Origin of the sequence: Listeria cornellensis FSL F6-0969 (assembly GCF_000525855.1) — a bacterium.
Classification (GTDB): Bacteria; Bacillota; Bacilli; order Lactobacillales; family Listeriaceae; genus Listeria_A; species Listeria_A cornellensis.
In genome coordinates this window covers 19,962-31,450 of sequence record NZ_AODE01000048.1, presented here as the reverse complement: position 1 = coordinate 31,450, position 11,489 = coordinate 19,962, and the positions used below count along the sequence as shown (strand labels likewise).

Here is an 11,489-nt window from a genome sequence, read left to right as displayed (position 1 = left end):
AGCGTTCGTCCTGAGCCAGGATCAAACTCTCTTTAAAATAAAGATGAATCTGAATACTTATTCAACACCGTGAATAAGACCCTTGCGTCAAAATGACTTCGCTAGCAAATTACTTTACTAGTATTACTTTTGGAAATAGCTTTCTATTTCCGCCCTGCGATTCTCACCTAGAAACATCACTGTCTCTATTGGTTTTATCTTTGTTTCTGTTCAGTTTTCAAAGGTCAATCTCTCGTGTTGCGTTTTGTGTTATGTGCATCAGCAACGTTTATAAATATACCAACTATTTATCCATTCGTCAATAGTTTTTTGCATATTTTTTTTTATAAATGCTGATTTATTTTTCTGGCAAGTTCTAAAAAGCGCCTGCCTTGCATGCTATCTTCTTCGTAAACACCTGATAGATAGCCATTTTCATTATGTTCTGGTTGCTCAATTGGAAAAATGCCTAATAGCTCTGTTTCTAGTTCAGTGGCTACTTTTTTTTCCGCCACCTTCTCCAAATAAATATGCCTTCTCACCTGTTTCCGTTTGATAATAGGATAAATTCTCAATAACGCCTAAAATATGGTGATCATTCTTTATAGCCATAATTCCAGCCCTTGCGGCAACGGTCGCCGCTGCTTGATGAGGTGTTGTGACGATAAGTTCATTACAAGTCGGTAACAGAGTATGAATGTCTAGCGCGATATCTCCTGTGCCCGGCGGTAAATCGATAATTAGATAATCTGGAGCACTCCAATCTACATCTTCTAAAAACATCTTGATCATTTTTCCAAGCATTGGTCCACGCCAAATGACAGGTTCGCCTTCTTCAACAAATGAATCCATAGAAATTAGTTGTACTCCATATGTAGTCACGGGAATAATCTTTTTATCTACTGTTTTGGGGACATCCTTGGTGCCCATCAATATCGGGAGACTGAATCCGTATATATCAGCATCTAACAGACCAACTTTTTTTGCCTGTTCGTTTTAGGGCTACTGCCAGATTGGCTGCAACTGTTGATTTACCTACTCCACCTTTACCGCTAGCAATGGCTATGAACTGGGTTTTACTTTCAGGAGACAGTATATTTTTTTTTTGCCGCTAATAGTTGCTCTATCTTAGAAACTGGTAGATAGGCTAGTTCAAAATGAATATCTTTACATCCAAATTCGCCTAATAATTCCGTGATATTCGTAGTGAATTCCTCTGTGTGGAGCTCTGGATCTGCTAGAGCTATATGTAATGCTACGCTGTTCTTTATAACGTTGACTTCCAAAATGCCATCTGTTTCTTGTAGCGTGAATTCTAACAATGGATCCAATACACGTTGTAATAGTTTGGTGATTTGTTGTTCGTTTAGCATAAAATTGCCCCCTATGAATTTACCTGGCGAAAATATAAGCGCTTTCTTAATTATATCATGCTTGCTTCTATTTTCGCCAAGATTTTGCCCATAAGTTCTATATCTATATCTATCTCTAGACAGAATTACTGTTCTATCTTTAGCTTGCTGATGATTTCGTTCAGTGATTGAACTAGAAATGGAGGGAAGAACTTGCTTACTTCTTGGTGTATTTTATAGTCACAGATGTCTAATACGAGACTATACTCAGCAACACTTAAATCTTGTACTAGGTCCTTTATATGCTCTTCATATGTGTGCTCTTGATCGGAGTAATGAACGTATACTTTAGGCAGCACACCACTGGACTCCTTAATTTGTGCAGGCAATAAAGCGTTGAGTTGATCAATGCTACTTTTTTCTGTATTTCCCATAATGCCTGATAATACCGGCGCTTTTTCTGGGATATCGCTTAAATAATTCCCTAATTTATATTGTGGTGCACCGCTGATAATATAATCTACATTCATCTTGATACCAAAATAAAGACTTGCAAAACCACCTTTGCTTGTTCCTACAAAAATCGTGTTTCTGGGTTCTAGCTTCTTTTGAATATCTATAATAATCGATTCTACAGCAGCGCGAATCTTGAAATCACCATTTTCAGCTAAATAATAAGCGCCTCTTTGTTGAAAACCAAAATTATCTAGTATAAATAATTTATGAGCATCTACATCTTTCAGTGTTCGCAAATAATTATAGGTTGCTTTCATTCCTGTTCTTGGAAACGCACTAAAAATAACGAGTAATGGAGCGTCATCTTGGTTACTTTTTTCTAATATATAGTTTAATTTTTGCTTATTAGGCGCTTTGTATACGCGACTTCTCAATTTAAAATATATTTTTGCCATACTTTTTTTTCATTATTAACACTCCGATTATCTAATTAATTTTCTGAAAATATTACGCTACCTGTTTCGAATTTTTCTCACGTTGGAGTAAGCAAATGACTGCTAAGCCCAAACCTAAGGCAATCCAGATAACGCGCATTTCAAAAATACTACTACTTCCAACAGATACGCCAATAAATCCTAGAAGTACCGCAGCAGGGATGGCACCTTTTAAATTACTGTTTGTCATGTATATTGTTGCCGCTTGATATAAATAATATAGGAAGAAAATCAAAATCGGAATAAAACCGATAAGACCGATATCTGATATAATACTTAGCCAGAAATTGTGCGCAGCCATCGTTTGTGATCCTGTGATATCGACATTTGCGCTACCGTAGAGGGCTTGAAACAAGAAGCGTGGTGTATTTCCAACCCCCACTCCTAGAAAATGATGGTCTTGACATAGTTGAATCACGAACTTATACATAAACATTCTTTCTTCCGTGGAATCACCTTTTCCTGTAAAAGAATCTACTAATTGTGACGTAAGACCTGAGCTTGCGATGCTAGAATAAATGGCTTTACTACAAAAAGCAACTGCACCTGCGAATATCATTAATAAGAAATATTGTATCCGTAGCACTTTAAAAAGTACCAACGAGACTATTGCTACAAGCCCTAAGAAACCAGTTCTTGAATGCGACTCGATAACTAGATAGGTAACCATCGCTAGTAACACCAGCCAGACCGCAAAGTGCCATTTCTTTTTCGAGGATAACAAATAAAGAGATACTAATCCAAAATAAATAACAAGATAGGACGCGTAATCATTCGTATTAACTAGCCAACCTGTTGGCCTTGAGTCTTCATAGTTCAATAAAGTGCCCGCTGAAAAACGTAAATGTTTACCTGAGATAACTTCATATAATCCGATTCCAAGCGAAATAACATAATTACATGATATATATAGAAGAACTTGTCGCATTTTTTTCCATGAGGTAATGTAGTATACGCAAATAAATACGAGATAACATGTTTCTATTTGAAAGTAAATAGCACTCAAACTAAGCATCGGATCAGCTGTCCACAGCAAAGTTAGTACAGAATAAAGGATCCAAACTGCCATACAAATGAGCGGTACTTTAAGTAGTTTGATCGTCGAGAAATCTTTTTTGCTAAACAAGAATAGAATGAAATGGATGGCTAATAGTATTCGGAATAAAAATAGGCTCGGAAGCTGCGGTAGCGATGCATAGGCTCCCCAAAAGCCTGCCAAAATAACAGCTATAAAAAGAGCGTACATCCACTTATCCACATTTATTTTATTAACATATAGAAGTCCAATGACTAGTACAGGGACAATAAGTAACAAAGGGAATATCGGTGAAAGGATACTCAGTAAAATCATAGATGCTATGACAATCCCACGGAATGTAATCCTATTTTGAGATACTTTATTCATCATTACTTTCATATAATAGAAACACTACTTCCTTCATGGATTTATTTAATAATAATTGTAAGACGCCATCTGTTTTTGGTTGTAGCGCTTATTATTTAACACGGCGCCCAAAATGTTCGCATCTACTTGGTCGAGTAATGATTTGGATTTCCTGACATCCTCTTCGCTTGTTGTTTGGCTGTTGATTAATAGGATGACGCCATCACTCTCGGCTGCAACTACTCTCGCATCCGTAAACAAATTGATTGGAGGACAGTCTAACAGAATGACATCGAATTCTTCCTTCAATTTGCCCAATAATGCCTTAAATTCATCTGAACGCAATAATTCAAGTGGATTGGGAGGCAATGTTCCTATAGGTAAGAGAGACAGATAGTTATTTTTTAGAGGAATAACCGCTTCTTCAAAACTAACCATGTCTACTAATACATTAGATAAGCCTGGCATTAGATTTGTTTTTAAATTGCTTTGAGATTTTTGGGTTGTAAAAGTCTACATCGATCAGTAGCGTTTTCTGTTTATATAAAGCCGATGTATTCGCATAATTTGTGATGAAAAATGACTTTCCTTCACCTTTATTGGCTGATGTGACCGCTATTGTTTGTACACTTCCAGCTTTACGTTCCATGAATTGAATATTGGTTTGGATAGAACTGAATTTCTCATAGGCTACTGAATTCTTTTGCATCGTCATCTCATTACCATCTGTTATGATAGTATTCTTTTCTTTTCTTTTCATAAGCATGTGATAGTAGTCCTCTCTATTTTAGAGCTCTGAACTCTTAAATTTTGGTATATCTCCAAGGAATGGTAGACCGATATTCTCTAACTGCTCCATATTTTGAACCGTTGTATCCATGGAACATAAAACGAATAATAATGTAGTGCTTAATAGGAAACCAACCATAATTGCTAAAATGTACATAGAATTATTACTTGGTGTTGTTGGTACAGATGATTTTTCCAAAACTGTCACTGTTGTTCCTTTAAAGATACTAGGTATTTCTTTACTTACAACATTTAACATAGCACTGGATATTTCTGATACTTTTTCACTATCCGTACCCGTGTAATTAATAGTTAATACGAGTGAGTTTTCGCTGGAGGTAATCTTGGTATCAGCAGAAAGCTTAGCCGATGAATCCTTTGTTTTCACCTTTTCTTTTACTAAATCCATTATTTTTCCGCTTTGTAACACAGATGTAAAAGTGTTGATTAATTGTATATTGTTCCGGACACCTTCTGACGATTTCGCTTGCGCTTCTGTTTGTTCGGCGTTCAACAGGATTTGAAAAGACGAGGTATACTCAGGTTTCGCAACGTAATTGCTATACGTGTAAACACTCGCTACCGCCAAACAAATAATTAGTATCAACCATACGAAGCTTTTTTTGAAGGTTTTCCATAAATTTCCCACAGTAAGATTTTTTAATTTCATTTTCATCGCTCCTTATAACTAGTCATGACATACTAATTTTCATTTGAGTAAATAGCTAGTAGCTTTTCTCCTTCGTGATTCCAGTTGTAATAGGTGTCGAATGCTGTTCTTCCATTTGAACCGATAACTTTACTTCCTTGAAGGTCTGCAATATAACTTTGAACGATTTTGACCAGGTTTTCGTAATCATCCGGGCTACTCGTTGTACCACATTGGTGCTCTGTTAGCATTGCAGTGAAGTCTGGAAAGTCAGATGCAATAATTGGTAATTCTGCGGCCATATATTCAAATAACTTAGTGGAATGTGAGTTGAGATTATTTGGAGTTGGGTGAAGCAAACATACACCGACATGGGCGGTTGCATAGTGCTCCCAAATATCCTTGTACTGCATCCTTCCATATAAAGTGATATTATCACCTAAATCATTGTCCGTAATAAATTGCTTCACCACTTCTTCATTCGTAAAAATAGGACCAATCAGTTTAAAGTGAAAATCGGTTGTCTGTTTCTCTTTCAACACTTTTGCTAATTCCAACATGTTGAATAAGCCGCGTTGTTCAATTAAGACACCTACATAGATAAGCGTGAAAACATTTTCCTTTACTAGTTTGATATTGCTTTTTGGAAGAATTGGATAGTTTAAGACATCTACTTTACTTAAGTCAAGCTCCGTATAGTTATCTTTATAGGATAACTCTGCAAAAATAACGGTATCACAGTACTTCATCAATTTTTTCTCCACTCGTTCTATTAAACCCGACAGTGTTGGTCTTATAAATGCTGGGAGCCACTGTTTTGTTTTAACTGCTGCTGGTAAATGTTCATGCATATCATACGTAATTCTTATTTCATCACCTAGGCGTTTCTTCAATGCTCGTGCCACAAATAATAATTCGGGGTCATGAAAATGGAAATACATCGCATCAGACTGGATCATTTCGTTGTAAAGGTAGCGCCAATGTACAAAGCGGCGATGTCTTTTTTTGCGGTTTCATATAGTGCATCGTCAAATTTTGGACATCGACTTTTTCACTTGGATAATCTATCGCATAAAAATCAACTTCTAGGCCTTGTTCCGCAAGTGTTCTCGCTTCCTTAAAATAAATCCTTGTATCGCTCCATACGTGGACGGAACTAGCCATCATAACTTTATTTGGATTTCTAATTTCAATCCCTCCTAATTATCTTATTTTGTACTACAATATGTTGCTAATTGGTCATTTAACGTCATAATATTAAATTGTTCATTGATTTTCGCTCTGGCATTAAGTGATACCGGAAGCCAGTTATCTGGGTTATTTTTGACTTCTACTATTTTTTCGACTGATTTTGCAACATTGTTCTCTGGTACTAACCAACCGCTGAAACCATCTTCAATCAGCTCTGGGATGCCACTATGCTCTGTTGAAATAATTAGCTTACCACGGCTCATAGCTTCCATTAACACAACTGGAATGCCTTCTTTATCACCGTTTGTTGCTGTTTTGCTGAGTTGAATCATCATGTCTGCTTCTTGAATAGCTTGATTAATTTCAGATTGCGACTGCCAGCCGATGAGTTTTACTTCGTTTTCTAACTGTTCTGCTTCGATTAAAGCTTCCATTTCAGCACGTAACTCGCCTTCCCCAATGATATCTAGGGAAACTCGATGACCTTGTTTTTTTTAATTCGGCCATTGTTTTAATTGCTACATCCATGCCTTTTTTTTTCTGTCAAACGCCCGATAGAAAGGAACTTCATGGTATCGCCAAGTGGTGCTAGTGAAACAAGGCTGTATTCATTTAAATCGATGCCCATATGATGGACGCGAATTTTATTAGAGTCAGCGCCAATTTTTAGAAGTTTATCAGCAAATAATTCGCTTACTGGTAATAATTCAATATCTGAATTTAGTAGTGTCTTGTAGACGTCACTGCCACGTTTTTCTATGAACGAAGTAATGTCATGACCGTGGAAAAAGACACATGTTTTCTCTGGAAGCACTCCTTGATCTTTCAAAAAAGCTGCCACACTTCCATTGGGACCGTAGTGACAAACAACCGCATCGTGTTGTTCTTTCTCAATAAAGTACGGTAGGGCGTACAGGAAACGCGTTGTGAAAATCATTTTTCCATATTTTTTATAATTCAAAGCGTTAAAAACTGCTTTTGGCGAGCGCCACACTTGTTTCAAAAATATCTTCATACCCCCAGCTAAGCGCTTTGACTTACTCGCCGGGAAGTTTAGAAAATGTGTTTTCTCAAGTAAATTGTATTCAGATACTTTTGCATGGTCTTTTTTATTAGAAACTTTATTCCAAGACAAAATTTCAACTTCTATGCCCCTATCGATAAGTCCTGTGATTTGATTTAAAATGAATGTTTCGGATAGTTTAGGAAATGAAGAGATTAGAAATAGTACTTTCAAGTTGGATTCATCCTCTATTAGTTTTATTTTTTAAACGATTATTTAGTAATGTTTTGACATACTTTCTTTGTGTGAGCAGGACACATATCCCATAAATCACTAGTCCTACGCAGATATAAATCATCAGGTTGACAATGGTATTGAAATGAACGACTTGCATAACGCCCCAAATACCGCCACACATAACCAGTGAATTAAAAATTATTACTAGATGTTGCTTTATCAGCTCGCTATTTTTCCCGAGTGACCCGATTTTTTTTCCGCAAACTTCTATAGCCAAGAATGGTTGATAATACGGCTGCAAGTAGAGGGGAAAGCATGATTGCATAAACGCCAATCCAAAAGGAGCCTGCCGATAAGAATATAATTTGAATAATAATTACAATCAAGGAGTTTTTGACGGGAGTTTTGGTATCGCCCATCGCGTAAAATGCTTTAAAAATAAACTCTCGAATAACCACGAATGGTAGTGCTAAACTTAGGAAAATAAGAAACTGCCAGACTATAATAGTAGACTCATGTGTAAAATTACCTCGTTCGAACAGTACTTTTACGACTAACCCACCTAGCATAATCATGCCGCTAATCATTGGTATTACTAATATATTCGAACCATTTATAAACAAGACAAGTTTCTTTTTCGCCTCTTCAATGCTTTTATTAAAGCTACGCGTCAATGTAGGGTAGAGCATCGAGATTAAATTTATAATAATCAAAGTTTGCATGATACTAATAATTTGATTCGCATAAACCATGGTAGAGATATAACCTTCCCCGAAAAAACGAGCCAATATATTAGGTAACAATACAGTAACTTGGTAAATAATAGAATTGAGTGTTACAGGGATAGTTAATCGCATTAATTTACGAAATTCAGCATCAGCCCACTTAAATTTCACTTGGTATTTATATTTTTTTATTTTTTGTTGCTAAAAATCAAGCCAACACACTCTACAACATAAGATAGGCCGATACATATCGCAGCTTCCACAATACTTAAGTTTGGCGTAATAATAATGTAAATATAACTAAGTATTGCTGAAATCATCGCCACTACTTTGATAATGATAAACTTACTATCCATTTGTAGGTAAGCCGTTTGAATCGCCGAAATAAGCCTTGTATACTGAGCAACCCCTAAAATAAAGGTCAATAAAAAGGTTAATTCTTGAAAAGTAAGCCCGCTATTCGAGTTTCCCGCGAAGAAATAAATGCTACCGATTATAAAATAGGTCAACAAAAGGATGTATGTGATTGACATAATAGCTGTAATATACGTATTTAGTACATTCCTATCTCCAACACTGTCTCTCATTTTCGCCAAGAAAGGAATAAGAACTGTTGCAACAGAAGGCCCCATAATATTCACTAAGCAAACCATTGCTGTATTAGCAAAATTAAAAGCATCCATGTCATTACTTATCCCGAAGTTGTTAGCCAATGCAGTCGTTCGTAATAAAGAGATTACTTGGACGACCATCGTAAGAATGATAACAATAGAAAAAGTCTGATAGAATCTAATTTTCTTCAATAGTGTGTACTGGAACTTGCTTTCTCATCGCCTGTTCGCCTTCCTTCATTATCTTGATATCCTACTTCAGTCCACCAGTACCATTTGAAGTTCCAATCACTACATATGGCGGTGTTGCCCTATTTAGAACGACATCATTCTCATTACCAATAATGCCACCCGCTACAGCTGTTTGATCCGACCATTTTATCTTTCCGCGAATTTTGCTAAAAAAGTAATCTTCTGTTTTCAAATCTAGAATTGCTGTACCAATCTTCGCCTGAATATCTACGCGGTATAGCGCACGCTTTGATAGTAGTATTTTATCTATAAATTGCTCTGAAAAATTGTTTAACCCCATATCTAGTGCAAAACCATCAGGCTGTAAATAGTTTAACCATGCGTCACCTAGAACTTTTTGGGCAGATATAGCGGAGATAATTACATCCATCTTGTCAGTTCTATCCTCTTGAAAAATCTGAATGGGCCATGGTGTATAACTTGGTAAAATATCATTCAGAACCTGCACGATTCGAGTCACTTTTGAATCATTTCTACCAGCGAGCGTGACCTGCATGCCTAGCTCCGCCAGTTTCAAGGCCGTTTTTGTTGCCAAATTACCTGTTCCATATATCAGGATAGTACTTTGTTCAAAATTACTTTGTAGTTCTTTAATAACAATGCTCATAGCTGCATCCACGGTCACATCATTAGCCTTCAATGGATGAATTGCCGAGTCGTGGCAGATCTTACTTGCAATGTCCCATAAATGAATCGCTTGTTTACGCTCCACATCAATAAAAATATGTGGAATAACACCATCAATCAATCGTAAAACTGTAGTAGCGAATTCATCTGTGCTTACTTGAATGTTTAAAATAGAGCCTTCTGAACTTAAACGATCTGGTAAAATTTGATTAGCATTAGTCTTGTTGGCCGTTGAAGTTAAAATCATATATTGATAATCTGCTAATTTCTTTTGTTTCAAACGAATCAATGCTTCCATATTCTCTTCACATCGTTTCTTGTAACGCGTTATGCGTATTGGCTAATGTCAACAGTAAACTGCGTAAAGTTTCGTGCTCAATCGTTGTATATTTTCTCATTAAATGCTTGATATTATCTAGCTCTCTGACACTCGTATAGTAACTTCCTTCATACATTTTGTCAGTCACTTTACTCGAGAGTTCCTCTTGATTAAATAACTCTTCTTCCATTTTCTCGCCTGGACGAACGCCAACGTATTCGATATTGATATCCCGTTTATTTTTCCCGGAAAGTTCGATTAACTGATCAACCATATTTGATAATCCTAATTGCTCGCCCATATCTAACACGAAAATAGCGTTTCTTTGTTTTAGCATGCTTGCTGAAATAACGAGCTTACTCGCCTCAGGAATCGTCATGAAATATCGCTTCATTTCTGGATTTGTTATCGTTAGCGGAACACCTTGATGAATTTGTGTCCATAGTTTTGGAAAAACACTGCCCCGACTGCCTAGAACATTACCGAAGCGAACAACATTACAAACGGTTTTACTTGTCACATCATTTTCCAGTGTTAATTTCTCTGCTAATCGTTTACTAGCGCCCATTATATTTTTAGGATTCACAGCTTTATCTGTTGATACCATCACAAATTCTTCTGCGGCATATTGCTTACTAGCCTGAATGACGTTATACGTACCGATAATATTATTTTTGATAGCCTCGTGAATATTATTCTCCATCAAAGGAACATGCTTATGTGCTGCGGCATGGTACACGATATTTGGCTTGTACTGTTTAAAAATCTGTGTCATACGGAGTTCATCACGAATATCTGCAATTACTGGTATAATCTCACAATGATAAGACTTCATTATTTTTTCCTGTTGTAATTCACTATCAATTTGATAAATGCTACCTTCACCATGACCTAACAAAATAATTTTCTCAGGCTGACAATTAAAAATTTGATGTGCTATTTCAGAACCAATAGATCCTCCAGCTCCTGTGATGAGCACCGTTTTCTTATGAAGCTTACGTTTGATTTCTTTATAGTCCAACTGAAATTCAGATCTATTTTGAATCAAATCTTTGTAGTCCAATTCTGGAATCGCTACTTTTTGACTTTCCCTCGTCGAAAATACTGATGGAAGAACAAACAAAGTAACATCATACGCTCTTAATTCATCAACAATCTTACTCTGCCTCACCACTCCTAATGTTGGAATAGCTAGAATAACATGTTTAATTTCTTCCTCCATGATGAGTTTACGTAGGTCGGTTAACTTTCCCTTAACTGGAACTCCACCTAATTCCAAATCCACTTTATGACTATCGTCATCTAAAATACCAACTGGCTGGTAGCGACTATTTTTAGTTGTTTGCAATTGCTCGATAACAAATTTCCCTCCAGCTCCTGCACCGATAATTAATGTCCTCATCATTTTCATATTCGCTCCT

General features: G+C 36.5%; 13 protein-coding genes and 1 pseudogene. All 14 read right to left on the bottom strand.

Going from position 1 to position 11,489, the window contains the following annotated elements; translation table 11 throughout:
- Positions 1-323: 323 nt before the first annotated feature.
- Positions 324-1,352 (bottom strand): annotated as a pseudogene (locus tag PCORN_RS16125) (Mrp/NBP35 family ATP-binding protein).
- Positions 1,353-1,477: 125 nt separating this feature from the next.
- Positions 1,478-2,242, bottom strand: a complete 765-nt coding sequence (locus tag PCORN_RS16120; RefSeq protein WP_036082456.1) for a hypothetical protein — start codon at positions 2,240-2,242, stop codon at positions 1,478-1,480.
- Positions 2,243-2,294: 52 nt separating this feature from the next.
- A complete protein-coding gene (locus PCORN_RS19500; RefSeq protein WP_159102630.1) occupies positions 2,295-3,101 on the bottom strand; it encodes an O-antigen ligase family protein in 807 nt (268 codons plus the stop codon).
- 630 nt (positions 3,102-3,731) lie between these two features.
- Positions 3,732-4,133 carry a tyrosine-protein kinase family protein gene (locus tag PCORN_RS16110; protein ID WP_036082452.1) on the bottom strand — a complete coding sequence of 134 codons (402 nt, stop codon included), beginning with the start codon at positions 4,131-4,133 and terminating at the stop codon, positions 3,732-3,734.
- Positions 4,117-4,431 (bottom strand): P-loop NTPase family protein, encoded by a 315-nt coding sequence (locus PCORN_RS16105; RefSeq protein ID WP_036082450.1) that lies wholly within the window; start codon positions 4,429-4,431, stop codon positions 4,117-4,119. The genes PCORN_RS16110 and PCORN_RS16105 overlap by 17 nt, the downstream gene beginning before the upstream one ends.
- 21 nt (positions 4,432-4,452) lie before the next feature.
- Positions 4,453-5,124: a YveK family protein gene (locus tag PCORN_RS16100; RefSeq protein WP_036082448.1), complete on the bottom strand. Its 672-nt coding sequence runs from the start codon at positions 5,122-5,124 to the stop codon at positions 4,453-4,455.
- 32 nt (positions 5,125-5,156) lie between these two features.
- The gene (locus tag PCORN_RS16095; RefSeq protein ID WP_206537460.1) at positions 5,157-6,008 is read right to left on the bottom strand and encodes a glycosyltransferase; all 852 of its coding nucleotides are present in this window, start codon (positions 6,006-6,008) and stop codon (positions 5,157-5,159) included.
- Positions 6,009-6,048: 40 nt separating this feature from the next.
- Entirely contained in the window at positions 6,049-6,270 is a 222-nt protein-coding gene (locus PCORN_RS18785; protein WP_051999559.1) for a hypothetical protein, read from the bottom strand.
- A 41-nt stretch (positions 6,271-6,311) separates the two neighbouring features.
- Positions 6,312-6,728 (bottom strand): glycosyltransferase, encoded by a 417-nt coding sequence (locus PCORN_RS20555; protein WP_241433222.1) that lies wholly within the window; start codon positions 6,726-6,728, stop codon positions 6,312-6,314.
- 77 nt (positions 6,729-6,805) lie between these two features.
- The gene (locus PCORN_RS20550; protein WP_241433221.1) at positions 6,806-7,429 is read right to left on the bottom strand and encodes a glycosyltransferase family protein; all 624 of its coding nucleotides are present in this window, start codon (positions 7,427-7,429) and stop codon (positions 6,806-6,808) included.
- 332 nt (positions 7,430-7,761) lie between these two features.
- The gene (locus PCORN_RS16085; protein WP_149024399.1) at positions 7,762-8,430 is read right to left on the bottom strand and encodes a lipid II flippase MurJ; all 669 of its coding nucleotides are present in this window, start codon (positions 8,428-8,430) and stop codon (positions 7,762-7,764) included.
- Between the two features lie 17 nt (positions 8,431-8,447).
- On the bottom strand, positions 8,448-9,062 hold the full coding sequence (locus PCORN_RS19130) for a hypothetical protein (RefSeq protein ID WP_149024398.1): 615 nt from the start codon (positions 9,060-9,062) through the stop codon (positions 8,448-8,450).
- Between the two features lie 61 nt (positions 9,063-9,123).
- Positions 9,124-10,047 (bottom strand): Rossmann-fold NAD(P)-binding domain-containing protein, encoded by a 924-nt coding sequence (locus PCORN_RS16070; RefSeq protein WP_036082442.1) that lies wholly within the window; start codon positions 10,045-10,047, stop codon positions 9,124-9,126.
- 7 nt (positions 10,048-10,054) lie between these two features.
- Complete coding sequence (locus PCORN_RS16065; protein ID WP_051999558.1) at positions 10,055-11,479, bottom strand: polysaccharide biosynthesis protein; 1,425 nt, start codon at positions 11,477-11,479, stop codon at positions 10,055-10,057.
- Positions 11,480-11,489 lie beyond the last annotated feature (10 nt).

Excerpts from the sequence above, each read along its gene's own strand:
- PCORN_RS16065 (WP_051999558.1), bottom strand. The coding sequence starts at position 11,479 with ATGAAAATGATGAGGACATTAATTATCGGTGCAGGAGCTGGAGGGAAA.
- PCORN_RS16110 (WP_036082452.1), bottom strand. The coding sequence starts at position 4,133 with ATGCCAGGCTTATCTAATGTATTAGTAGACATGGTTAGTTTTGAAGAA.
- PCORN_RS16100 (WP_036082448.1), bottom strand. The coding sequence starts at position 5,124 with ATGAAATTAAAAAATCTTACTGTGGGAAATTTATGGAAAACCTTCAAA.
- PCORN_RS16120 (WP_036082456.1), bottom strand. The coding sequence starts at position 2,242 with ATGGCAAAAATATATTTTAAATTGAGAAGTCGCGTATACAAAGCGCCT.
- PCORN_RS20555 (WP_241433222.1), bottom strand. The coding sequence starts at position 6,728 with ATGGAAGCTTTAATCGAAGCAGAACAGTTAGAAAACGAAGTAAAACTC.
- PCORN_RS16070 (WP_036082442.1), bottom strand. The coding sequence starts at position 10,047 with ATGGAAGCATTGATTCGTTTGAAACAAAAGAAATTAGCAGATTATCAA.
- PCORN_RS18785 (WP_051999559.1), bottom strand. The coding sequence starts at position 6,270 with ATGATGGCTAGTTCCGTCCACGTATGGAGCGATACAAGGATTTATTTT.
- PCORN_RS16105 (WP_036082450.1), bottom strand. The coding sequence starts at position 4,431 with ATGCTTATGAAAAGAAAAGAAAAGAATACTATCATAACAGATGGTAAT.